This window comes from Sphingobium algorifonticola (genome assembly GCF_004005485.1).
Taxonomy (GTDB): domain Bacteria; phylum Pseudomonadota; class Alphaproteobacteria; order Sphingomonadales; family Sphingomonadaceae; genus Sphingobium; species Sphingobium algorifonticola.
The window spans coordinates 516,603-538,481 of record NZ_RZUL01000001.1; the positions used below are offsets into that span (position 1 = coordinate 516,603).

The 21,879-nt window shown below is 64.3% G+C and carries 23 protein-coding genes; 8 read left to right on the top strand and 15 right to left on the bottom strand.

Features of this window, described 5'->3' with window-relative positions; all coding sequences use genetic code 11:
- The first annotated feature begins 38 nt into the window (after positions 1 to 38).
- From ENE74_RS02605 to ENE74_RS02615, 3 genes are read left to right on the top strand one after another with little or no spacing between them, the layout of a single operon-like run.
- Positions 39 to 575: a sigma-70 family RNA polymerase sigma factor gene (locus tag ENE74_RS02605; protein WP_127689069.1), complete on the top strand. Its 537-nt coding sequence runs from the start codon at positions 39 to 41 to the stop codon at positions 573 to 575.
- Between the two features lie 11 nt (positions 576 to 586).
- The gene (locus ENE74_RS02610; RefSeq protein WP_338142973.1) at positions 587 to 1,216 is read left to right on the top strand and encodes a DUF1109 domain-containing protein; all 630 of its coding nucleotides are present in this window, start codon (positions 587 to 589) and stop codon (positions 1,214 to 1,216) included.
- Positions 1,217 to 1,266: 50 nt separating this feature from the next.
- The gene (locus tag ENE74_RS02615; RefSeq protein WP_127689070.1) at positions 1,267 to 1,497 is read left to right on the top strand and encodes a hypothetical protein; all 231 of its coding nucleotides are present in this window, start codon (positions 1,267 to 1,269) and stop codon (positions 1,495 to 1,497) included.
- Here ENE74_RS02615 and ENE74_RS02620 read toward each other — a convergent pair.
- The 4 genes from ENE74_RS02620 to ENE74_RS02635 all read right to left on the bottom strand — a co-directional run bounded on the left by ENE74_RS02620 (position 1,484) and on the right by ENE74_RS02635 (position 5,039).
- On the bottom strand, positions 1,484 to 2,290 hold the full coding sequence (locus ENE74_RS02620; RefSeq protein WP_127689071.1) for an SDR family oxidoreductase: 807 nt from the start codon (positions 2,288 to 2,290) through the stop codon (positions 1,484 to 1,486). The two genes, ENE74_RS02615 and ENE74_RS02620, sit on opposite strands and share 14 nt — an antisense overlap.
- Complete coding sequence (locus ENE74_RS02625) at positions 2,287 to 3,933, bottom strand: class I adenylate-forming enzyme family protein (RefSeq protein ID WP_127689072.1); 1,647 nt, start codon at positions 3,931 to 3,933, stop codon at positions 2,287 to 2,289. Before ENE74_RS02625 ends, ENE74_RS02620 begins: the two co-directional genes overlap by 4 nt.
- 96 nt (positions 3,934 to 4,029) lie before the next feature.
- Positions 4,030 to 4,554 (bottom strand): VOC family protein, encoded by a 525-nt coding sequence (locus ENE74_RS02630; RefSeq protein WP_127689073.1) that lies wholly within the window; start codon positions 4,552 to 4,554, stop codon positions 4,030 to 4,032.
- Positions 4,551 to 5,039, bottom strand: coding sequence for a PaaI family thioesterase (locus tag ENE74_RS02635; RefSeq protein WP_164847357.1), 489 nt, complete (start codon positions 5,037 to 5,039; stop codon positions 4,551 to 4,553). Before ENE74_RS02635 ends, ENE74_RS02630 begins: the two co-directional genes overlap by 4 nt.
- A gap of 128 nt (positions 5,040 to 5,167) precedes the next feature.
- Between ENE74_RS02635 and ENE74_RS02640 the strand changes: the two genes are divergently transcribed.
- The gene (locus ENE74_RS02640) at positions 5,168 to 5,659 is read left to right on the top strand and encodes a MaoC/PaaZ C-terminal domain-containing protein (protein WP_127689075.1); all 492 of its coding nucleotides are present in this window, start codon (positions 5,168 to 5,170) and stop codon (positions 5,657 to 5,659) included.
- On the opposite strand, the gene ENE74_RS02645 is transcribed toward ENE74_RS02640, so the two are convergent.
- From ENE74_RS02645 to ENE74_RS02660, 4 genes are read right to left on the bottom strand one after another with little or no spacing between them, the layout of a single operon-like run.
- On the bottom strand, positions 5,630 to 6,268 hold the full coding sequence (locus ENE74_RS02645) for an FMN-dependent NADH-azoreductase (protein ID WP_127689076.1): 639 nt from the start codon (positions 6,266 to 6,268) through the stop codon (positions 5,630 to 5,632). The two genes, ENE74_RS02640 and ENE74_RS02645, sit on opposite strands and share 30 nt — an antisense overlap.
- 8 nt (positions 6,269 to 6,276) lie before the next feature.
- Positions 6,277 to 7,440, bottom strand: coding sequence for an acyl-CoA dehydrogenase family protein (locus ENE74_RS02650; protein ID WP_127689077.1), 1,164 nt, complete (start codon positions 7,438 to 7,440; stop codon positions 6,277 to 6,279).
- 15 nt (positions 7,441 to 7,455) lie between these two features.
- Positions 7,456 to 9,381, bottom strand: coding sequence for an outer membrane protein assembly factor BamB family protein (locus tag ENE74_RS02655; protein WP_127689078.1), 1,926 nt, complete (start codon positions 9,379 to 9,381; stop codon positions 7,456 to 7,458).
- Positions 9,381 to 11,861: a TonB-dependent receptor gene (locus ENE74_RS02660; protein ID WP_127689079.1), complete on the bottom strand. Its 2,481-nt coding sequence runs from the start codon at positions 11,859 to 11,861 to the stop codon at positions 9,381 to 9,383. Before ENE74_RS02660 ends, ENE74_RS02655 begins: the two co-directional genes overlap by 1 nt.
- A 250-nt stretch (positions 11,862 to 12,111) precedes the next feature.
- Here ENE74_RS02660 and ENE74_RS02665 point away from each other — a divergent pair, with 250 nt between their 5' ends.
- The 4 genes from ENE74_RS02665 to ENE74_RS02680 are packed head-to-tail and all read left to right on the top strand — an operon-like array spanning position 12,112 to position 14,619.
- Positions 12,112 to 13,479 (top strand): aromatic ring-hydroxylating oxygenase subunit alpha, encoded by a 1,368-nt coding sequence (locus tag ENE74_RS02665; RefSeq protein ID WP_127689080.1) that lies wholly within the window; start codon positions 12,112 to 12,114, stop codon positions 13,477 to 13,479.
- Positions 13,479 to 13,778, top strand: a complete 300-nt coding sequence (locus tag ENE74_RS02670; RefSeq protein ID WP_127689081.1) for a putative quinol monooxygenase — start codon at positions 13,479 to 13,481, stop codon at positions 13,776 to 13,778. Before ENE74_RS02665 ends, ENE74_RS02670 begins: the two co-directional genes overlap by 1 nt.
- The gene (locus tag ENE74_RS02675) at positions 13,775 to 14,089 is read left to right on the top strand and encodes a putative quinol monooxygenase (RefSeq protein WP_127689082.1); all 315 of its coding nucleotides are present in this window, start codon (positions 13,775 to 13,777) and stop codon (positions 14,087 to 14,089) included. The genes ENE74_RS02670 and ENE74_RS02675 overlap by 4 nt, the downstream gene beginning before the upstream one ends.
- On the top strand, positions 14,086 to 14,619 hold the full coding sequence (locus ENE74_RS02680; protein ID WP_206517623.1) for a nuclear transport factor 2 family protein: 534 nt from the start codon (positions 14,086 to 14,088) through the stop codon (positions 14,617 to 14,619). The genes ENE74_RS02675 and ENE74_RS02680 overlap by 4 nt, the downstream gene beginning before the upstream one ends.
- A 105-nt stretch (positions 14,620 to 14,724) precedes the next feature.
- Here the strand turns inward: ENE74_RS02680 and ENE74_RS02685 are convergent, their stop codons facing one another.
- From ENE74_RS02685 to ENE74_RS02715, 7 genes are all read right to left on the bottom strand, one after another.
- On the bottom strand, positions 14,725 to 16,116 hold the full coding sequence (locus tag ENE74_RS02685) for a 2-oxo acid dehydrogenase subunit E2 (protein WP_127689084.1): 1,392 nt from the start codon (positions 16,114 to 16,116) through the stop codon (positions 14,725 to 14,727).
- A gap of 4 nt (positions 16,117 to 16,120) precedes the next feature.
- Positions 16,121 to 17,131, bottom strand: a complete 1,011-nt coding sequence (locus ENE74_RS02690; RefSeq protein WP_127689085.1) for an alpha-ketoacid dehydrogenase subunit beta — start codon at positions 17,129 to 17,131, stop codon at positions 16,121 to 16,123.
- Between the two features lie 10 nt (positions 17,132 to 17,141).
- Positions 17,142 to 18,116 carry a thiamine pyrophosphate-dependent dehydrogenase E1 component subunit alpha gene (locus ENE74_RS02695; protein WP_206517624.1) on the bottom strand — a complete coding sequence of 325 codons (975 nt, stop codon included), beginning with the start codon at positions 18,114 to 18,116 and terminating at the stop codon, positions 17,142 to 17,144.
- On the bottom strand, positions 18,116 to 19,447 hold the full coding sequence (locus ENE74_RS02700; protein WP_127689086.1) for an aromatic ring-hydroxylating oxygenase subunit alpha: 1,332 nt from the start codon (positions 19,445 to 19,447) through the stop codon (positions 18,116 to 18,118). Before ENE74_RS02700 ends, ENE74_RS02695 begins: the two co-directional genes overlap by 1 nt.
- 32 nt (positions 19,448 to 19,479) lie before the next feature.
- Positions 19,480 to 20,241: an SDR family NAD(P)-dependent oxidoreductase gene (locus ENE74_RS02705; protein ID WP_127689087.1), complete on the bottom strand. Its 762-nt coding sequence runs from the start codon at positions 20,239 to 20,241 to the stop codon at positions 19,480 to 19,482.
- The gene (locus ENE74_RS02710) at positions 20,241 to 21,032 is read right to left on the bottom strand and encodes an SDR family NAD(P)-dependent oxidoreductase (RefSeq protein ID WP_127689088.1); all 792 of its coding nucleotides are present in this window, start codon (positions 21,030 to 21,032) and stop codon (positions 20,241 to 20,243) included. The genes ENE74_RS02705 and ENE74_RS02710 overlap by 1 nt, the downstream gene beginning before the upstream one ends.
- 72 nt (positions 21,033 to 21,104) lie before the next feature.
- Positions 21,105 to 21,863, bottom strand: coding sequence for an SDR family oxidoreductase (locus ENE74_RS02715; RefSeq protein WP_127689089.1), 759 nt, complete (start codon positions 21,861 to 21,863; stop codon positions 21,105 to 21,107).
- Between the last annotated feature and the right edge of the window lie 16 nt (positions 21,864 to 21,879).

Genomic DNA, 21,879 nt, shown 5'->3' on the forward strand with positions numbered 1-21,879 from the left:
TCCTGCCGCTTCGCGCAGAATAGCGCAAAGGAGTGTGCGTGCAGGCAAGCGAGGACGAATTGCAGCGAATGATGGTCGGCGGTCTGGACGGTGACGCTGCCGCCCACCGCGCCCTGCTGCGCGCGCTCGTTCCGCTGCTCCGCCGCTTCTTCGCCAGGCGGCTGCGCGATGCGGACGGAGAAGTCGACGACCTTGTGCAGGAAACGCTGATGGCCATTCACACGCGGCGGGGGACATATGACCGCACCCGCCCCTTTGCCCCTTGGGCCTTTGCGGTCGCGCGACACAAGATGATCGACCATTTCCGCCGCCACCGCCAGCATCTGTCGATCGACGGGCTGGACGACATTCTGGTGACCGAGGGGTTCGAGGCAGCGAGCGGGGCGGCGATGGATGTCGATCATCTGCTCGCCACCATTCCCGACAAGCAGGCCCAGGCGATACGTGACACGCGTGTCGAGGGGCTGAGCATCGTGGAGGCGGCAGAGCGGCGCGGCATGAGCGAATCGGACGTGAAAGTGTCGGTCCATCGCGGCTTGCGGGCGCTGGCGGCGCGGCTGCGCGGCGACTTATGATGGAGACGGACATGCTGATAGAAACCCTGGCGCACGACGTGCGGCCTGTGCCCCGGCGCGCGGTGGAACGGCGGATGGCGGGGGCGCTGGCGACCGGCGGCCTTGTCGCGGTGGCGATCATTCCGATGACGATTGGCCTGCGCGACGATCTGGCGGCGGCGCTGGCGGGCGGCACCTTCTGGATGAAGCTGATCTACACATTGGCTCTCGCGCTGGGCGGCACGGCCGCGGCCATAGGCCTGGCGCGCCCGGACGCGCCGCGCCCGCGCGGTCTGTGGCTGCTGTCGGTGCCCGTGCTGCTGATGGCGGGTCTCTCTGCCCATGAATTGCTGGCTACCCCCGCTACGGAATGGATGGCGCTGGTAAAAGGGGAAAGCTGGGATCGCTGTGCGCTCAACATTCTGTTGCTGGCGCTGCCGATTTTCGTCGCAGGTCTCTGGGCATTTCGCCGGTTCGCGCCGACCCGGCTGCGGCTGACCGGAGCGATGGCAGGCCTGGCGGCCGGCGGCCTGTCCGCGACGCTCTACGGGCTGCACTGCCCCGAAGCATCGGCGACGTTCGTGCTGCTGTGGTATTCGCTGGGGATTGCGGTCGCGACGCTCGGCGGCTGGCTCACCGGGCCGCGCCTGCTGCGCTGGTAACGTCAAAAGAGGCAAGGCGTTCGCCAATCGCCATGCTATGCGCCGCGACCATGACGGCGACCGACCTGCACGAAATCTTCATCGTCACCTTGCTGCGCCGTGCCGGTGGCACCCGGCGGCACTGGCGACTGGCGCTGGGCGAGGTGCGCGTCTACCCGGTTGAGACTCATCCGCACTGCAACTGGGCCGTGACCCCGCACGGCACCTTGCGCGACATGACGGAAATAGAGCGACTGGCGGACGACCTGCGCCTGCGTTATCCGCGGATCACGCCGGGCTGACGCCTGCCTTTGCGGCGCGCACGGCGGCGACGATTTCGGCGTTGGTCGGGTTGCGCCGCAGGGTAAGGCCGCCGTTCACCTGAAACGTCTGGCCGGTCATGAAACAGGCGTCGGACACGATCCAGGCGATGGCGTTGGCAATATCCTCGCGCGTGTTGACTCGCCCCAGCGGATATTCCTTCTCGAACGCCGCCACGACCGCCGGATTGGCCGCGGCGCGCGCCGTCATCGGCGTTTCGGTGAAACCCGGCGCGACGCTGTTGGCGCGGATTCCGCGATGCCCGAACTGGTTGGCGATGCAGCGGATGACGTGATCGGTGCCGGCCTTGGTGCCCATATAGGCGGCGTGATCCTCCAGCATGATCGTGGCCGTGGCGGAGCTGATCTGCACGATCGATCCGCCGTCGCGCATCACCCGCAACGCCGCCTGATAGTAAAGGAAACAGCCGGTGAATTGCAGATCGACGATCTTCTGCAACTCTTCGCGCGTCGTTTCCAGAAATGGCTTGAGCAGGCCCCATCCGGTCGCATTGATGGCGATGTCCACTCCACCGAAGCGCGCCACGGCGGTGTCCATCAAAGCGGCCAGTTGCGCTTCGTCCGTCAGGTCGCACAGCGCCCAGGCGCCATCGATGCTGTCGGCAAAGCGCGCAAGCTCTTCGGCATGGCGCCCGCCCACGACAATCTGCGCACCATCGGCATGCAGTCGCGCGGCAATGGCCTGGCCCATATTGTCGCGCCCCGCCGCCCCCATGACGACAGCAACCTTGCCCGCAAGCGGCTGCGCGGTCATGCGACGCCCGCGCCCAGTTCCTCGATCAGCGCGGTGCGCAGACGGAACTTCTGGATCTTGGACGTCGACATGGGCCAGCTTTCAACGAAGCGGATGTGGCGCGGCAGCTTGAAACTGGCGATCGTGCCGGTGCAATGGGCGATCAGCGTCGCGGCGTCCGTCACCGCGCCTTCGGCCAGCTCGACGAACGCGGCGGGCACCTCGACATAGCGATCGTCGGGAATGCCGACCACCTGCGCCAGCTTGACGGCGGGGTGCGTCTGCAACGCCGCCTCGATCTCGGCAGCGGCGACATTCTCCCCTCCAACCTTCAGCATGTCCTTCGTCCGGCCATGGAACATGATGTGACCGCTTGCGTCGAACGATCCGATGTCGCCCGTGTGCAACCAGCCGTCGCGGATGCTTTCGGCCGTCTTGTCCGGCGCATTATAATAGCCTGAGAGCATGTTCGGCCCGCGCGCGCAGATTTCGCCTGGCGTGCCTTCGGGGCAGGGCGCGCCGGTCTCGATATCGCGGATGGCGACTTCCCATTCGTCCAGCGGGACACCGAGACGCTCCGTGCGCAGGGCGAAACTGTCCGAAAGACGGCTGGTGCAGATCGTGCCCGCCGCCTCGGTCAGGCCATAAGTGCCGACATGCGTGATGGCGGGCATGGCGGCGATCATCGCCTCCTTGATCCAGGCAGGCTGCACCGCGAAATTGCTGTTCATCAGGCGCATCGACGACAGGTCGGTATCCTTGAAGGTGGGATGCTCGATCAGCCCCTGCATGATTGTGACGAAGCTGGGATAGGCGACGGTCGCCCGCTCATCCTGCAACATCTTGAGCGCCACGCCCGCGTCGAAATGCGGCACCGTCAGATACGCGCCGCCGACGTCCAGGATCATCGTCATCGGCAAGATGCCTGCGATGTGGAAGATCGGAAGGGGTGACCACACCTTGTCGCGCGCCGTCACTTCGTAGCGTTTGCCAAGGTTGCGGCTGTTGCCCACCATCGCCCGGTGGCTGATCATGCAGCCTTTGGGATTGGCGGTGGTGCCCGACGTGTAGAGGATGAGCGCGATATCCGTCGGCGTGACCGCATCGATCCGCGCATCGACCGCCGCGTCGGCCTGCGCATCGGCATCGCCCTTCGCCAGCGCAGCGGACACGCCGACCAGATAAGGTGCGCACGGGCTTTCGAGGCAGATGATCTGGCGCAGACGCGGCGCTTCCGGCAGTGCCAGACGATAGGGATTCTCGGCCAGCGGCAAGGTCGGCAACGCTGCGCAGAGCCGCTGCCCGAAATCCAGCGAATCGGCGACACGCCCCGTCGTTACCAGCAGGACCAGATCGGCATCCCTGACGAGATAAGCCAATTCCCCCGCCTGATAGCGGGCATTGACCGGCACCGCGACCGCGCCCGCCATGGCTGCGCCGAACATCGCCTCGACAAAATCGGGACAGGTGGACAGCAATATGCCGACATGTTCGCCCGGCTGCACGCCCATCGCGATGAAGGCGCGCGCCCATCGCCGCGCCGATGCGGCGAGGCCGGCGTGGCTCAGCCGCCGGTCTGGAAAGACCAGCGCGTCGGCATCGCCATGGCGCACACCGCTTTCGCGCAGCACGGCGCCTAGCGTGTAGAGTGCCTCGCCCGTCATTGCCTCTCCCGACGATCATTTCGACTGCCTATATAACAAACAGTCATGATTGTTTTTTGCAAGTGCTTTCTGACTTGATCGCGTGCTTGACCGCGCTCACATGTCGCGCACGGCGGTATCCGGGTTGCGGTCCCATTGCTCCGCCGCGCGAACGACCGCCGCGAAAAAGGCGTGGATCGCGGGCTTGTCCTCCAGTATCTCGACCATATGGCCCAGCGCCGGGGCCGTATCGACATAGCAGAAGCGGACTTCGCCAAAGCGACCTTCGCTGGCCACGGCAAAGCCCTGATCGGTATAGAAGGCCAGCGCCGCATCATAATCCTGCGCGATAAAGGCGACATGATGCAGCCCCTCGGCCCCCGCCGCCATCGTGTCGCGATAGCAGGACGGGCTGTCATCATGCTGCTGCACCAGTTCGATCTGGATCGGCCCGGCCTGCGCCACGGCGATCGAAAAATCGGTGACCTGCGGCCTGCCGCGATGCTTCGGATCGATCAGCGTCAGATGCCGTCCGACCAGAAACGGGCCGACGCCCGTGGTGCGATGCCAGCGCGCGGCGGCCTCGTCGATGTCGTTGACGACCCAGGAAAACTGGACGATTTGCTGGTCGGCGGGGATCATGCTGTACCTCCGGTCACTTTCTGCTGCGCCAGCCAGTCCGCATGGCGCACATAATGGGCGGGATCGATGATGATGAACAGGCCGGTGGCGCGGGCCAGCACCGCATCGCTGGCGGCCAGGCGCAGCTCGCCCGTCGCCCGTACCTTGCGGCCGTCCAGGGCATCGATCCAAGCATGGCCGGTCAGCGCCTCGCCGACGGGTACGGGCAGGCGGAAATCGACCGACAGATTGGCCGTCACCACGCGGGCATGATATTCCATGACCGTCTGTCCCAGCACTTCGTCGAGTGCCGCGCACACCCAGCCGCCATGGGCAACCCCCGGCCCTCCTTCATAGGCGGCGGGGCACAGGATCGTGCTGCGCATATGTTGCGCAGCATCGTCGAATGCGAGCACCGACACCCCGAACTTGCAGGCGCCGCGCGGCACGCATTCGGTACACAGCCGGTCGCCGTCGCGTATGCGGGTTCGCCATGCTGCCTCCACGCCGATACTCTCCTTATATGGAGCGCAGCATAAGAGGATTCTGCGCTCAGTAAACAAGCAATTGTGATTGTTTTTTGTGCGAGGGCTTGCCAAGGTCATCCTTCCCGACCGGAGCAGCCCGAACCGTCATGGCCCATCAGCGCCCACCTCGAAAGTTCGAGGACCTTGTCATCGGCGAAAGCCGCCTGTCCGGGCCGCGAACGCTATCCCAGGATGATATCGTCGATTTCGCGCGTCGCTATGATCCGCAGTGGTTCCACGTCGATCCGGACGCCGCGCGCGCATCGCATTTCGGCGAACTGATTGCCAGCGGCATTCAGGTGCTGGCCGTCTGGCGCATCCTCGATCATGAAATGAACAGCGACATCGATTTCGTCTGCGGCGTCGGGTGGGATGAGGTGCGGATGAAAACGGCGGTGCGCGCGGGCGACACGCTGCGCGCGACATCGCGGATTGTGGATTTGATCCCGTCGGACAGCGGAAAGCCGCGCGGCACCGCGATCACCGAATATCGCTTGCTGAACCAGCATGATGCGGTGGTCATATCCTTCCGCAGCATCAACCTGGTCTACAGCCGCACGGCTTTCGCTTCAGAATCGGGCGGCGATACGCTCGGCTGACGCCCCGCCCGCCGCCATCGCCGCCTCGACCGCTTCGGGCGCGCCGAAGGTCGGAGCGACGCGGATCGTCTCGACCGGATCGACGCCGATGAAACGGAGCCATGTCTCCAGATAGCGCAACTGGAAATCCAGCGCCGCCAGCGCGTCGTTGGCGTCCCCCGCCCCGCCGAAGTCCATCGCGCTCGCGGCGATCACCAGCGCCTTGCGACCATTGGCGAGGCCGGTCACATTGCCTTGCGCGTCATTCACGAACGTTATGCGCGGATGCGTCAGCACGTCGACATAATGTTTGAGGACATAGGGCACGCCGAAGTTCCACATGGGCGTCGAGATAACATAGGCGTCGAAGCTGAGGAAATGATCGACATGCCCCTGCACTTCGGCCCATTTTTCCGCAATGTCGGGCGTTTCGGTCCCGCCCATGATGCGCGCATAGCGGCCTTCGACCATACCGTCGGCCAGTGTCGGCAGCGCATGGCCAAACAGCTTGAGCGGCTCGACCACCAGAGCGGGGCGCATTGCCGCCAGCGCCGCGAGAAAATGATCGGCGACGGCGCGTGACCGTGATCGCGTGTCGCGGGGACTGGCGTCGATATGGAGCAGGCGCATCCTGACGCCTATCGCCGCTGGTCGAAGCGTCTGCCCACCATGGCCGCCGCGATGTTCGTCTTCTGAATGTCGATCGCGCCGCCCGCAATGCCCCAGCCCCAGGCATCGCGCAGCCGCCGTTCCATCGGAAAGTCACGGCTGTAGCCATAGGCACCCATAAGTTGCACGGCGTCGCCGGTCACTTCGCGCGCGATCGTGTTGGCAAAGCATTTGGCGACGGAACTGTCCTTGACCGACGGGATGCCGTCCTGCGCATTGGCGGCCGCGCGCCAGATGAGCAGACGGGCGGCATCGACCTTCATCTGCATTTCGGCGAGTTTCAGCTGTACCGCCTGAAACTCGATGATCGCCTTGCCGAACTGCTTGCGCTCCTGCACATAGGCGAGCACATCCTCCAGCGCGCCGGACGCCTGCGCCATGGACATGGTGGCGTTGCCGCAGCGTTCGAGGTCGAACGCCTCCATGAGTTTTTGAAAGCCGCCATTGGCAGGCACGACCAGATTGTCGAGCGGGACGGTGCAGTCGTCGAGCATCAGATCGGACGATGGGATGCCGCGAAACCCCATGAGATGCTCGTTCGGCCCGAAGCTGAGACCCGGCGTATCCTTCTCGACATAGACCGCGCCGATCCCCTTCGCGCCGGGCGCATCGGAGAGGCGGCAATAGATCACATAGCCGTCGGCATGGCCGCCGCCCGAGCACCAGCGTTTGGTGCCATTGAGCACGATCCGGTCACCATCGATCACGCCACGCGTCGTCAGGTCCGTCAATGCGCTGCCGGCATCGGGCTCGGACATCGACACCGCGACCACCAGATCCCCGGAACAGACCGCAGGCACAACCCGCTCCTTGAGCGATGGCGATCCGAACAGCTCGATCGCCCGCACCGGGCCGACGCAGGATTCGAAAATGGGGAAAGCGATGGCCGAGGAAATCTTGGCGAACTCCTCCAGCACGATCAGCGCCTCCAGATTGCCCATGCCGAGGCCGCCCAGAGACTGCGGTACGTTGATGCCCAGGAACCCCATGTCCGCATAGCGTTTGATGAGATCGTGCCCGGGCGGGACATTGTCCGCCTCCAGCCGGGCGGCGATCGCGGGCAGTTCCGCCTGTGCAAAGGCGCGCGCAGCTTCCTGCAACTGGCGCTGGTCGTCCGTCAGTCCGAAATCCATAGCTATCCTGTTCCGTTAAGGGGCTGCGAACACCAGCAGCAGATTGCCGGGCATGTGATAATAGAGGCCATAGCCGCTGTTGACCACGACATGACGGTTGTAGATCGCGGCACCCGGCCCGCTCATGCCGCCGCCGCTGGCCGTGACGCCGGTGGTGGTGCGGACAGGCTGGCGCGTGTCGTAGGACCAGAGCACATGGCCGTCCTTCCCGTCATATACCCGCAAGCGCCCGTCGAGATGCCCGGCGATCACGCCACCCGGCAGCGCCGTGGCCGCCGCCGATATGCCGGGATCGCAATATTGCGCGCCGCCGCAGATATTGTCGGCCTTGTTGCGCCAGAGGATCGCGCCGGTCGCCGCGTCGACCGCATGGATGCCCGCGCCGTTCTGCGCCTTGTCATACATGCGCCCGTCGCGGGTATCGGCCATGTCGACGATCGGCACGTAGATGGTCGATCCCTCCGCCGCCATGCCGAAATGTACCCCGCCCTGCGTACCGCCATGGCCGAGGCGCTGGCTCCAGACTTTCTGACCACTGTCGGGATCGACACCATAAGCGATGCCGGACTTCTGGCCGAGCACAAGCATCTGCTTGCCGTCGGCGATATCGACCAGCACGGGCGATGCCGAGAGATCAACATCCGGCCCGTTTTCCTTCGGGCAGGTGCCGTTGCCGACCATGCAGCCGACATTCCAGGCGTCATTCGCCGTGAATTGTATCTGCCACAGCTTCTTGCCGCTGGCGGCATCGACGGCAAACACTGCATCGCTGTTGCCATCGGCAGGCGACGAGTAATTTTCCCCCGATCCGAAATAGAGCCGGTTGCGCTTCGCGTCATAGGTCGGGCTACCCCAGACCGGCGCGCCGGAGGGTCCGAACATCGGCGTCCCGCTGTCGTTCTTGCCCTGCGGCGACGGGGCGTCGGGAATGGTGTAGGTTTTCCAGCGGACGGCTCCGCTCGCGGGATCGAGCGCCGCGACCGCGCCGCGGAACGAGCAGCAGGGATAGGCCGGGTCCGCTGCCGAAGTCACTTCGAGCGAGGACACCGGCACGAACAGCATGCCGCCCCCCAGTGCCGGTGATCCGGTGATCGTCGCGTTGGGATGATCGTCCAGCTTCGTCTGCCACAGCGGCTTGCCGGTCATCGCATCGACCGCATAAGCGCGGCCCAGCACGTCGCCGAAATGCAGGCGCTTCGTAACGGGATCGGCAACGATCGCCGTGCGGATTTCGGCGCTGGCGCGGTAGGTCCATTTTGCGCAACCCGTATCGAGATCGAACGCATAGACGGTGCCGTTCTGGCTGCCGACGAACACCGTGTTCCAGCCGATCGCCGGTTGCGATCGCGCGCGCACGGCAGCAGGATAGGCAAAGGCCCATTTCAATGTGAGCTTCGGCGCGTCGGCGGCGGACAGCCCGCCGACGGACGCAGGCACGAAGCGGCGGTTGTCATGCCCCCAGCCGACGGCAGCCGGCGGCGCGCCCGTAAATTGCAACGCCGCGCCGGTGCAGCGGGCGGGCGGCGCAGGCGGCTTGTAGTCCGCCAGCTTGGTGCGCGTCAGATATTCGGCGATCTCTACCTGCTGCGCAGGTTTCAGATGGGCGGCCTGCTGGCTCATGATGCCGCCCTGCATCGCGCCCAGGATCGCATCGGGCGCCATCATCTCCAGCCAGACGACCGCCGGTGCCTTGGGCACGCCGCCCATATGGCATCCGGCACAATTTTCGTTGAACAGCGCCTTGCCCGGATGGGTATCGGGATCGATCGCCTCGCCTGTGCGGGCGACCAGTTCGTCGGTCGATTTCATGCGGCTGGATTGCGCTTCCGCTGTTTCCGCCTGCTGACTTGCGGCCTGCCGATCCTGCGCCACCCCGATCGAGGCGGCGCAGACGGCCAAGGCGCCTATCAGTGGCCAGCGATAGCGCAATCCCTGCCCCATCAGCGGATACCGCCGAAGCTGACACCCAGTTCCAGCCCGTAATAGCGCGGCAGGCCATATTGGCTGTTCGACCACAGCCCGCCGACAACCTGCGATGCCGTGCGGTAGCGTTCGTCGGTCAGGTTGCGACCCACGGCACGGACATAATATTTGTCCTCCGCTTCGGCGAGCGTGATCGACGCATTCACCAGGGTCCGCGCATTGAGATAGGTGTTCTCGTCGGGACTGGTGATCGACTGCGTGAACAGGTTGCGCGCCGTGTAGTTCACATTGCCGTTGAACAGCAGCTTGTGGCTACCCATCGGCACTTCATAGCTCGCATCGATGGTCCACTGCCATTTGGGCAGGCGGTCGAGCGGTGCGCTCGACAAGTCATAGCCCGCCGGGATGGGCGTTACATATTCGTTGTACTTGCCCTTCTGATAGCCAAGGACGCCACGCAGGGTGAAATTGTCGACCGGGATCAGGGTCGCTTCCATTTCGATGCCCTTCACATTGGCCGATGCCGCGTTGAAGAAGCGCGTTACCTGGTTCTGCTGACCACCGACGGTGATCGGCACCACGATCTGCTTTTGCAGGTTGGAATAATCGACGTAGAAGCCGGTGAGGTTGAACCGCAGGCGGTTGTTGAGCGCCGAAGTCTTGACACCGACTTCATAGCTGTCGGCCTTTTCCGGCGCGGTGGCCGATGCCGCCGCCGCGAACGCCGCATTGTCGTCGCTGCCGTCGGCATTCACGAACGGATGGAATCCGCCGATCTGGTCGTTGAAGCCGCCGCCCTTGAACCCGCGCGAATAGGTTGCATAAGCGAAAACGTCGTCGGTCGCCTGCCAGCCCAGGCTCGCACGCCATGTCGGCTCGTTCGCCCGCGCCTTCACCTGGATCACACCGGCCGGAAAATCGAACACATTGGCGTCGATCGTGTTGTTCACCCGCAGTGTCGGATCGAACCCGCCGTTCAGCTGCTGCTGGAACACCTGCTGCCGCCCGAACCATGTCTTGCGTTCCCAGGTGTAGCGGCCGCCGCCGGTCAGTGTCAGCGTCGGCGTGATCTTCAGCGTGCCCTCCAGGAACACGGCGGTCGAGCGTGCCTTCTGCGCGTTGCACAGAATATAGGGATTCTGGTTCCACGGGCCGAAGGGCAGGCCGCCGCTGGCAAGATCAAGGAAGCCCAGAAGCTGCGACACGCAGAAGCTGGTCCGGTCATTCTGGTGGAAGGCACCGGTCACGAAGTCGAAGCTGCCGCCCAGATCAGAGGCGAAGCGCACTTCCTGCTGCCAGGTACGGCGATCGTCGGACCGGTTGGCGTCGAACAGCGAAAGCACCTCGCCATCGGCGGCGACCGGGGCCTGGCCGGTATAGGTGTTGGGCAGGCGCGACTTCTGCTTGCGCCAGCCGGATACCGACGTGAAGGTGCCCGGCCCGACGTCGATGTTGACGTTGAGATACACGCCGTCGACGTTGATGCGCTGGCCATTGCCCATCTTGATCAGATTGTCCTGCCGGTTGGTGATCCCGGCATTGTCGAGCGGATCGCTGCCTGCGCCGGTGGCCGCGCCGACATTCAGCGTATCGAACAGGAAGGCGGGGCTGTTGGGCGTTTCGTTGACCGTGGGGATGCTGTCAGAACGGTCGCGCAGATGCTCATATTGCAGCAGCGCATCGATGCCCGATGTCGGTTCCCACAACAGCTTGACGCGCGCGTTCCAGACATCCGTGCCACCCAGCGCGCGGCCGTCGCCACAGCCCTGCCGCCCGGCAAACTTGGATGGCGCGAAGGCCACGACCGGCCCATAGCAGGCGCCGTTGCGATAATAGCCGTCGGACTTCTGCATGCCGATCACGCCACGGAACGCCAGCGTATCGCCGATCGGCACGTTGACCGCGCCGCGCGCTTCATAGGTGCCATAGCGCCCGGCGACGATCTGTCCCTTGACGCCCAGCTTGCCCAGCTCCGGGCGTTGGGTCCGCACCGTCACCGCACCGCCGGTCGTGTTCTTGCCGAACAAGGTGCCCTGCGGTCCGCGCAGCACTTCGACCTGCGCCACGTCGAACGTATCGAGCAATTGCGTCTGGACGCTCGGAACCACGAAGTCATCGACCAGCACGGCTACCGGCGGTTCGAAATAGACGATGATCGTGTTCTGGCCGACCCCGCGGATCGAGAAGGAGGCCGCATTGAAGCCGGTAATCGTGGCCGCCGAGAAATTGGGCACGAACACCGAAAGATCGCCGATGTTGCGCGGCGAGGATTGTTCGATCAGCGAACTGTCGACCACCGAAACGGCAATCGGCGTCGTTTGCAGGTCGGTATCGCGACGGGTGGCGGTCACGATGATGTCCGCGATGCCGCCCGCGCTTTCCTGCGGTGCGGCGGCGGACGCATCCACGGCCGCGGCATCCTGCGCCAGCGCGGGAACGGCGGCACTGGCCATCGTCGCAAAGATCGACACGGCCCCAAGCAATTTCGCTACAGACATAAACCCCTCCTGTATTGCACCCGCACTTTCCGTCGGGCGCTTGTCGTGTTTTTCAACGGTCGTCTTTTCAACGGGCGTCATTTCAACGCCGCAATGTCTGCCACAGGGAAAAACAACAATCAATCATGTTTGTTTTTTTCTCTTTTGATGTAGAGTGCATGCAACAGGTCGGCGATTCAGGCATGATTCACCGGCCAAAAGACGGTCGGCAAACCGGATCCGGCCACGACACTGAGACGAGGATGCGCTGATGAACTTCGATTTCCGCAACTGGCCCATTCATGTCGGGACGCCCCATCCCTTCAACGCGGAAGTCCCCCGCCCCGACAACGGCACCGCGCGGCTGGGGCCGGAACGCTATTACGACCGTGGCTGGGCGCAGGCGGAGTGGGACCGGGTGTTCAGCAAGACTTGGCTGCTTGCGGGCGTCGTCAGCGACGTGCCGGAGGATGGCGACTATCTGCGCTTCGACATCGGCACCGAATCCTTCATCATCGTGCGCGACGCGGACATGACGCTGAAGGCGCATTACAACGTTTGCCCCCATCGCGGCAGCCAGATCGCCCTCGACCATTTCGGGTCGGTCAGCCAGTTCGTCTGCCCCTTCCACAGCTGGCGGTTCAACCTGGATGGCAGCAATGCGAAGGTGACGGACAAGGAGACGTTCCATCCCGACGTTCTGTGCCACGGCACTGATCTCACTTCGGTGCGATGCGAGGAAGCGGCCGGTCTCATCTTCATCACCATGAACCCGGATGCACCGCCGCTGGCCGACTATCTGGGCATCGTCGCCGATCATCTGGCGCTCTACGACATCGGCAGCATGAACGTCGTCCAGCACAAACGGTCGGACTGGGCGGCCAACTGGAAAGGCGGGGTAGACGCCTTTTACGAAATCTATCATCTCCACAGCGTCCATCCGCAGACGCAGGGCGTGATGGACGACCGCACGCAGATCGACCTGTATCCCAACGGCCTCAGCCGCCAGTTCGTGCCCTTCGCGCAACCCAGTCCGCGCTTCCCGGATCAGACATCGGTCAACGAAGGCATCAAGATGATGATGCGCGACGCCGGGCTTGACCCCGACAGCTTCACCGGCACCGCGCAGGAAAGCCGCGCCGCGATCCAGCAGGCCAAGCGTGCCCGCTCCGCGCAGTATAATCTTGGCTATGATCGGTTCAGCGATACCCAGCTTTCCGATTCGACGATCTACGGCATTTTCCCGAATCTGCAGATCGGCTGTCATCCCGAAGCGGTGTTCATCCACCGCTTCCTGCCGCACCCCACCGATCCCGAACAGTTCACTTACGACACGATGATCCTGTTCAAGCATGAGGACATTCCCGGCTATGGCGCGCCGGCCTGGATGGGCCTAGCCGAAGGGACGGACACGACCGGCCGTACCCGCCCCGAAATCGTGCATGTGCCGCTGGGCGTGCCGCCGCAGCTTGGCGAAGTGCTCGATCAGGACAGCGAATTGCTGCCGGTGGTGCAGAAGGGCGCGCGCTCGCGCGGGTTCCGCGGCCCGTTGTGGAGCGAACAGGAAGCCCGCCTGCGCCATTTCCATGTCGAGCTGGACCGGTATATGGCCGCTGGCAATGACGCGGGAGCCGCCTGATGCCGATGAGCTTTCTCTCCCGCTTCCGCATCAAGGCCGACAAGATCGCCGATTTCGTGGCGCTCATTCCGCAGATCGAAGCCATCAGTGCGGAGGAGCCCGACACCCTGGGCTACAAGTTCTACCGGCTGGAGGAGCCGGGCATGTTCGCCGTGTTCGAAAGCTTCACCAATGCCGATGCCGACGTCGCGCATCAGCAGAATCCGAAGCTTGTGGGGATCATCGACGACATCCTCGCCTGCATGGACGGCAGCTATACGCGCGAATATCTCTACGACATCGAACAGGTGTCCGCATGAACGCCACGCCGTTGCAGCCGGGGAAATCCTTTGTCGCGACCCTGCGCACCAAGCCGGAAAAGCGCGAAGAGTTCATCGCGCTTCAGACCGAGCTGAAGCGCCTCGTCCACGCGTATGAGCCGGATGCCTGGGTCTATGAACTGCTCCAGTCGGACGACGACCCCGACCTGTTCTACTGCATCGCCACGTTCCGCGACGAGGCGGCTTTCGAGCATCATATGCACATTGATTTCCACGACCGGCTAGTCCCACCGGTGCTGGAATGCCTGGCGCAGGACATGGAACTGGCTTTCTTCAAGTCGCATCAGTGAGTGACCTTGCCGCCCGCATCCAGGCGATCGAGGACCGCCTCGCCATCGCGCAATTGCAGGCGCGCTACACGATCCTGATCGACAATCAGGACCTCACGGCTGTCGCGCCGCTGTTCGCACGCGAAGGCCGGTTTCGGTCGGCAGACGGGGTGATGGACGCGCAGGGGCGCGCGGCTATTTGCGACCAGTATCGCGGACGCTTCGCCGCATTGCGCTTCGGCTTTCATGTGACGCACGACCACTGGATCACGCTCGACCCCGTCGATCCTGACGCGGCGACCGGTATCGTCTCCTCCCATGCCGAAGTCGTCCGCAACGGCGAACCGATGGTCACGGGCATGCGCTATCATGATGTCTATCGCCGGGAGGACGGCGCGTGGCGCTTTGCCGACCGGTTGCTGCATTTCTTTTATTATCTGCCGGTCGCCGATTATGCCGCAGCCTTGCCGACGCGCGAGAGGATGCGTGCCTATGGCGATGCGCGACCTGCGGACTTGCCCGAGGGGATTGGGACATGGTGCGGGGAATGAGGGGCAAACATTAGAATAGTTCCCCGGGGAAAGCCGGGGTCCAGGGCGGCACATACTGGACCTCGCAACCCTGGACCCCGGCTTTCGCCGGGGAACAGCCAGGCCCTACAACCGCTCGGGATTTTCCAGCAGTTCCGCCAGCGCCCCCAGAAAGCGGGCGCCGTCCGCGCCATCGATCGCACGATGATCGCAGCTTAAGGACAGGTGCAGGACCGGCACGATACGGATCGCCCCATCGTCGTCGATCGGTTCAGGCCGAGCCTTGCCCACCGCCAGGATCGCCCCCTGCGGCGGGTTGATGATCGCGTCGAACTGCTCCACGCCGAACATGCCGAGGTTGGAGACGGAAAAGCTTCCACCCTGAAACTCCTCTGCCGCCAGCTTGCCTGCCCGCGCCCGTTGCGCCAGCTCCCCCATGCGATCGGCAATTGCACGCACGTCCATTGCGTCGGCATGGCGGACGATCGGCGTGATGAGGCCGCGCGGCGTCGATACCGCGACGGCGATGTCGGCATGCGCGAAGCGGTGCACAACGGTGCCATGCACCTGGATATTCACCTCCGGCACTTCGCGCAGCGCGAGCGCGACGGCGCGCAGCAGATAGTCGTTGAGGCTCGCGACTTTCCCTTGCAGCATCCGCAGCGCGATCAGCCGGTCGGCGCGCACCCGACGCCGCAGATAGAAATGCGGGATCTCCTGCTTTGCCTGCGTCAGCCGCGCGGCGATCGCCTTGCGCATTGCGGACATGGGGATCATCTCGACATCGTCGGTGCTGGTGGCGGGGACGGGCGGCGCAGCGTCGGCTGCCACAGGCGCCGGCGCGGGCGCCTTCGCCAGCACATCCGCCTTCGTGATGCGCCCGCGATGTCCGCTGCCTTTCACGATCGATAAGTCGACGCCCATCTGCACCGCCAGTCGCCGGGCGAGCGGCGAGGCAAAGGCGCTTTCCTGCCCCGGCGCGTCGATCGGCCCCTTCAGCACGGGCGGTGTCTGTCCGCGTAGATACAGATCGATGTCCTGCCGGGTGATCCGCCCCTTGCGGCCCGATCCGCTGATGGCCGACACATCGACGCCCTGCGCCTGCGCGATACTGCGTGCCACCGGGCTGATGGCGGTATCGTCGGGAATGGTAACGGGCGACGGAACAGCCGCCACCGGCGCTGTCGCCGATGCGCTGGTCTCGACCCCCGGCATCGCGGTATCGACGGCGCGGAACTGCGCAACGAAGGCGTCGACTTCCGCAACCGGCGTATCCACTGCCCCCAGCACGGCGAGCAGTGCGCCGACGGGATGCGTCTCCCCGGCCTGCGCGATCAGGCGTACGAAGCAGCCGTCGGCTTCGGCCTCGACTTCATTGGTGATCTTGTCGGTTTCGATCAGCGTCAGCACGGTGCCCTTGGCGAAAGGCGCGCCCTCCGCCACCATCCATTCGGCGATCGTGCCCTCGGCCATTTCAATGCCCCATTTGGGCATGGTGAAGGCTTTCAAATCCGCCATGCGATCAGCCCCAGTCCAGCACGCCGCGCACCGCGGTCTCGATATGGGCGGGCGACGGCAACCAGGCGCGTTCCAGTTCGCGCGCAAAGGGTATCGGCGTGTGCGGCGCGGTCACCATGCGCGGCGGTGCTTTCAGGCTTGTGAAGCCCTGTTCCGCCACCAGACCGATGATGTCGCGGGCCAGCGAGCAGCGCGGCGGGCTTTCGTCCACCACCACCAGCCGCCCGGTCTGCTCCACGCTGTCGAGGATCGCTTCCTCGTCCAGCGGGCTGGTCGTGCGCGGATCGATGATATCGCAGCCGATGCCCTGCGCCGCCAGCGCATCCGCCGCCTTTTCGGCGAAACTCACCATCCGCCCGAGCGCCACGATCGTCACGTCGCCACCTTCGCGGACCATGCGCGCATGGCCGAAGGGGATGCGATAGGGACCGTCGGGCACTTCGCCCTTTTTGGTGTAAAGTGCCTTATGTTCGAAGAACATCACCGGGTCCTGCCCGTGCAGCGCCTCGGTCAGCAGGCCCTTCGCGTCGGCGGGCGTCGTCGGCAGCACGACTTTCAGACCCGGCACGCTGGTCAGCAGATTGTAGAACGCCTGGCTGTGCTGTGCCGCCGCGTTCATGCCCGCGCCATAGATCAGCCGCACGACCACCGGACAGGCCGTTTCCCCGCCGAACATGTACCGGAACTTGGCGATCTGGTTGATGATCTGATCCGCACAGACACCGATGAAGTCGGCGAACATCAGCTCGGCGACCGGCCGCTTGCCGGCCAGCGCCGCGCCCGCCGCCGCGCCGATGATCGCGCTTTCGGATATCGGCGTGTCGATGACCCGGTCCGCACCGAACTTGCCGATCAGCCCGCCCGACGTGCCCCAGATGCCGCCGATCGATTCCTGCCCGCCCGCCGTGCCCGCGCCGCCCGCAACATCCTCACCGAGCAGGATGATATTGGGATCGCGTTCCATTTCGTCGTGCAGCGTGCGGTTGATCGCATCGCGAATGTTCATGATGGCCATGCGATGCCCTTCAATAATCGGCGTACACGTCCTCAAGGACGTGGGCGGGTTCGGATACCGGCGCAGCGCGCGCGGCAGTGACGGCTTCGTCGATCAGCGCGGCGACTTCGGCGTCAATGCTGTCGAGCGCATCGGCGGCGATGCCCGACGATTGCCGGAACGCGATCAGGCAATCCCGCTCGGCACGGATGCGGTCCAGCTCGCCCGGCCCGCGATAGCGTTGCGGATCGCCTTCGAAATGGCCGTAGAAGCGTTCGGTATCCAGCTCGATCGCCGCCGGGCCATGACCGCCGCGCACATGCGCCAGCAGGTCGCCAAACGCGGCATAGGTGTCGAAGAAATCGCTGCCATTGGCGCGCCATGCTTTCATGCCGAACGCTTCGGCGCGGCTGGCAATGTCGCCCGATGTGCCCACGGCATAGCTGTAGCCGGTATGCTCGGAATAATGATTGTTCTCGAACACGAAGATCGCCGGCACCTTCAGCACCACCGCCATGTTCATCGCCTCGAAGGTGGTACCCTGATTGCAGGCGCCGTCGCCGGAGAAGGCAATGGCCACCTTTCTCCGGCCGTCCATCTTTGCGGCAATTGCCGCGCCGACAGCCTGCGGCGCGCCTGCCCCCACGATGCCATTGGCGCCCAGCATTCCTATCTTGGTATCGGCGATGTGCATGGAGCCGCCCCGCCCCTTGCACAGGCCGTCGCGCTTGCCGTAGATTTCCTTCATCATCGCAATCACGTCGCAGCCCTTGGCGATACAGTGGCCGTGGCCGCGATGCGTCGACACGATCATGTCTTCATCGTCCAGATGGCTGCACACGCCGACCGCCGCCGCTTCCTGCCCGCAATAAAGATGCGTGAAGCCGGGGATTTCGCCGGTCTTGATTTCCTCGTGCAGCCGCTCTTCGAACTGGCGGATCGTCGCCATCCGCCGATAGGCGTCCAGCAGCGCCTCCTGGCTCAGGCTGTTATGCGCAAACGCCATCAGATGTCCCCTTCGCCGGGGCCGTTATGCCCGTAGATGTAATCGTTCAGCACCTTGTGGAAATGGCGGATGCGGATTTCCTGATCGCCGATCCACAGCCCCTCGAAGGCGCTGCTGTGCATCCCCTTCTGGACGGTCGGCAAATTGAACGCATCCTGGTCCAGCACCTGCCCGATGCTCTTGTCGCCATGTTTGAAATAGAGGCGCTTGGGCCGTTCGGGCCATTCCTCCCCTTCGGGCACCAGCTCGAACATCCAAAGATCATAGAGCATCTTGTCGGGGTCAGTCGGATGCGGCCGCTGGCGGAACAGCATGAGATCATCAGCATGGCAGTTGAGCTGCACATTGGGAAAGATCGTATAGTGATAATCGTCGGTCAGCTGATCGTCGTTCAGCTCCGAATAGTCCCGGCCCCGCGCCTTGCCGTTGGCGCGCATGAACTTCTGCACGTCGCGGCGGATGTCGCTCACGCGCCCGTCATAGTCGGCCGGGTCCATCCCCGCCTTCACCATGATCTCGTAGATGGCGGGCGGAATGGCGGAGGGGAGCACCACGCGCGGGCTGACCGTGGCGAAGGGAATCAGGTAGCGGCTGTGCCGTTCGTAGCAGTCATACTGGATGTTGATGTCGTCCAGATACCATTTGAGCTGCGGGTGAATGCCCTGGACATGGTAGCTTTCGTTGAACGCATCGACGCTCGCCTTCCAGTTGCAGTCCCATTCGATCGTGATGTCGCGCTTCCACGCCATCCGTTCGAAATGATAGGGGTCGAGATGTTGCGGGATGGGATCGAGATAGTCCATCAGCGGCGGCGCGTCCGGGTTCAGCGAGAACCAGACGAACCCGCCCCATTCGCCTGCCTTGACTTCCGGTATCCGGCCGCATGGCGGGCCGCCTTGCGGAAACGTATCAAGATCGGGGATGCGAACGATGACGCCCGCATGATCATATTCCCAGTGATGGTACATGCACTGGAAATTGTCGGCATGGCCCGTGCCCTCGGGCCGCAGCTTGTTGCCGCGGTGCAGGCAGACGTTGTGGAAGGCACGCACCGATCCGTCCGCCTGCCGCACGATCAGCACCGATTCCCGGCCGATGTCGGTGCAGATATAGTCGCCGGCTTCCTTCAGATCGTCGGAGCGCCCGCCGAGGAGCCATAGCTTGCTCCACATCCGGTCCCATTCCAGCTTCATGAAATCGGCCGAGGTGTAGCGCGCCGCCGGGATCAGCGCATGGCCAAGGTCCGGGTCCGGCGCCTTGTGCGCGGGCGTACCGTCCGGCCAGTCGTCGGGGTTGACCCGAATGATGTCCACATGCCGCTTGACGTCCATGTCGCTATTGCCTCGCGCCTCTCGTCAGCGGTTCAGAAATGGGTGCAGTTGGTGAAGCCGCCGTCGACCACCAGATGCGAACCGTTGCACCAGCTTGCCGCCGGGCTGGCGAGGAACACGATCGCGCGCGCGATCTCCTCCGGCGTGCCGAAGCGGCCGGTGGGCTGCTGGCGGATCAGGCCGTTGTAGAACTTTTCCATCGTGCCCTTGATCATGTCCCAGTTGCCGCCCTCGAACTCAACCGGGCCTGGCGACACGATGTTCACGCGAATGCCGTCCTTGCCATGCGCGAGGCCCAGTTGCTTGCCCCAGGTGATGAGCGACGCCTTCATCGCATTATAGGGCTGCGGCCCGCCCATGGCTTCTTTCGCCGATGTCGTGGCGATCAGCACGATCGAACCGCCGCCCCGCTCGGTCATGCCGGGCAGAACCGCCTCGACCGCGCGGACCGGGCCCATTACGTCCACTTCGAAGGCGCGCGTCCAATATTTCTCGCTGCCGACGCCGCCCCCGGCCGACGTGATCGGCACGAGGATGTCGCATCCGCCCAGCTCCGCAATGATGCCCTCCAGCCAAGCCTTGTACTCGTCCGCCTTCATCACGTTGACCAGCGATCCGATGACGTTGGTGCCATATTTGCGCAGATTGGCGACGGCATCCTTGACCGAGTCCTCCGACCGCGCGGTGATGGCCACATCGCAGCCTTCGCGCGCCAGTATTTCCGCGACGGCAAAGCCGATGCCGCGCGCGCCGCCGACGACCAGAGCTTTCTTGCCCGACAATCCCAGATCCATCAGTGCCTCCTGGCTTCCCGTAATTCATCAAGACGCGGCAGCCGCCCGAGCTGCGCCCCGCCCGAAAGCTGCACGATCTCGCCATTGGCGAAACAGTCCGCATCGCTGAGCCAGCCGACCGCGGAGGCGACCTGACGCGCGCTGACGGCTTTTTCGTCGAGCGGCCGGGTCTCTAGCGGACAGTCGCGCAGATAGAGCGCGCTGATCGCCGGATCGGCGAATATCCCTTCCGTCATCGGCGTCGGCGAAAATCCGGGCGCGACGGCGTTGACGCGCACGTCGAGCGGACCGAACTCGAGCGCGGCGATCCGCACGAGCTGGTCGAGCGCCGCCTTCGCGCAGCTATAGGCGGCAAGCCCCTCGCCCGGCACACGCGCGGTGATCGAGGAAAAGAGTGTGATGCTGCCGCCCCGCCGCATAACGCCGCTGGCATGCTTGAGCAGCAGCATGTTGGCGGTCACGTGAATGGCAAGCTCGCTTTCGATCTGCGCCCGCTGAATCTTCGCCAGCCGCGCCGCCCCCGTCGTACCCGAGGCATTGACGAGAATGTCGATCGGGCCGCTCAGATCGAACATGGCGGCTATCGCATCCTCGTCGCGCATGTCGCAGGCGATGGCCAGGCCGCCCAGATCGCCGGCCAGCGCATCCAGCGCCGCGACGCGACGTCCGGCGACATGCACGGTGCATCCGCCCGCACGCAGGGCGATCGCGACTGCCTCACCCAGCCCGCCGGGGCTGGATGCGCCGATCACCAGCGCGGTCTTGCCCGCATATCGTCCCGCCGTTGCCATGCCCTACTCCTTACGCGCTGGCGCGCGCGATTCAAGAATAAAACATGCACGTCTGTCTTTTTTATGGACGCCCTAGCCCGCGCGAATCGACAGGCCATTATCGACGATATATTCGCCGCCGGTGAGGAAGCGGGACTCGTCGCTGGCGAGGAACACCAGCAGGCTGGCGACGTCGCGTGGCGATCCGGTTGCCCCGGCCGGCAGCACCCCGTCGGCAATGGCCTTTTCCTGCCCGGCGCGTCCTTCGGCCGACTGGATCATCGGCGTTTCGATCGATGAGGGATGCACCGTGTTGCAGCGGATCGGATAGCCTTTGTCCTGGCAATGCACCGCGATCGACTTGCTCATCGACCGCACCGCGCCCTTCGCAGCCGAATAGGCGAAGAACGGCGCATAGCCCAGATGGCTGGCGATCGACGACATATTGATGATTGACCCGGCAGACGCTTTCGCCAGCAGGGGAATGCCATGTTTGCAGCCCAGAAACACGCTGGTCGACATGACGCGCATCACGCGCTCATATTGGTCGAGCGTCGTTTCCTCCGGGTCGGCGACGACGACGATCCCCGCATTGTTCACCAATATGTCCAGCCTGCCGAAGCGCGCATCGATATCGGCATAGACGCGCAACCAGTCCTCCTCGCGCGCCACGTCATGCGCCACGGCGATTGCGCGGTCGCCCAATCCCGCCGCTACCGCCTGCGCGCCCTCACCGTTGATGTCCGACACGAAAACCGTCGCACCTTCGGCCACGAACGCTTCGCAATCCGCCTTGCCCAGACCCGAGGCGCCGCCCGTTACCAGCGCGATTTTGCCATCCAGACGTCCCATGCTATCTCCTCATCCG

Coding starts and splice junctions, on each gene's coding strand:
- ENE74_RS02630 (WP_127689073.1), bottom strand. CDS start 4,554: ATGATCCCCGCCGACCAGCAAATCGTCCAGTTTTCCTGGGTCGTCAAC.
- ENE74_RS02685 (WP_127689084.1), bottom strand. CDS start 16,116: ATGGCGGATTTGAAAGCCTTCACCATGCCCAAATGGGGCATTGAAATG.
- ENE74_RS02615 (WP_127689070.1), top strand. CDS start 1,267: ATGACGGCGACCGACCTGCACGAAATCTTCATCGTCACCTTGCTGCGC.
- ENE74_RS02610 (WP_338142973.1), top strand. CDS start 587: ATGCTGATAGAAACCCTGGCGCACGACGTGCGGCCTGTGCCCCGGCGC.
- ENE74_RS02695 (WP_206517624.1), bottom strand. CDS start 18,116: ATGGCGTTTGCGCATAACAGCCTGAGCCAGGAGGCGCTGCTGGACGCC.
- ENE74_RS02645 (WP_127689076.1), bottom strand. CDS start 6,268: ATGCGCCTGCTCCATATCGACGCCAGTCCCCGCGACACGCGATCACGG.
- ENE74_RS02700 (WP_127689086.1), bottom strand. CDS start 19,447: ATGGACGTCAAGCGGCATGTGGACATCATTCGGGTCAACCCCGACGAC.
- ENE74_RS02705 (WP_127689087.1), bottom strand. CDS start 20,241: ATGGATCTGGGATTGTCGGGCAAGAAAGCTCTGGTCGTCGGCGGCGCG.
- ENE74_RS02660 (WP_127689079.1), bottom strand. CDS start 11,861: ATGTCTGTAGCGAAATTGCTTGGGGCCGTGTCGATCTTTGCGACGATG.
- ENE74_RS02690 (WP_127689085.1), bottom strand. CDS start 17,131: ATGGCCATCATGAACATTCGCGATGCGATCAACCGCACGCTGCACGAC.
- ENE74_RS02675 (WP_127689082.1), top strand. CDS start 13,775: ATGAACGCCACGCCGTTGCAGCCGGGGAAATCCTTTGTCGCGACCCTG.
- ENE74_RS02620 (WP_127689071.1), bottom strand. CDS start 2,290: ATGACCGCGCAGCCGCTTGCGGGCAAGGTTGCTGTCGTCATGGGGGCG.
- ENE74_RS02710 (WP_127689088.1), bottom strand. CDS start 21,032: ATGGCAACGGCGGGACGATATGCGGGCAAGACCGCGCTGGTGATCGGC.
- ENE74_RS02655 (WP_127689078.1), bottom strand. CDS start 9,381: ATGGGGCAGGGATTGCGCTATCGCTGGCCACTGATAGGCGCCTTGGCC.
- ENE74_RS02715 (WP_127689089.1), bottom strand. CDS start 21,863: ATGGGACGTCTGGATGGCAAAATCGCGCTGGTAACGGGCGGCGCCTCG.
- ENE74_RS02670 (WP_127689081.1), top strand. CDS start 13,479: ATGCCGATGAGCTTTCTCTCCCGCTTCCGCATCAAGGCCGACAAGATC.
- ENE74_RS02625 (WP_127689072.1), bottom strand. CDS start 3,933: ATGACGGGCGAGGCACTCTACACGCTAGGCGCCGTGCTGCGCGAAAGC.
- ENE74_RS02650 (WP_127689077.1), bottom strand. CDS start 7,440: ATGGATTTCGGACTGACGGACGACCAGCGCCAGTTGCAGGAAGCTGCG.
- ENE74_RS02665 (WP_127689080.1), top strand. CDS start 12,112: ATGAACTTCGATTTCCGCAACTGGCCCATTCATGTCGGGACGCCCCAT.
- ENE74_RS02640 (WP_127689075.1), top strand. CDS start 5,168: ATGGCCCATCAGCGCCCACCTCGAAAGTTCGAGGACCTTGTCATCGGC.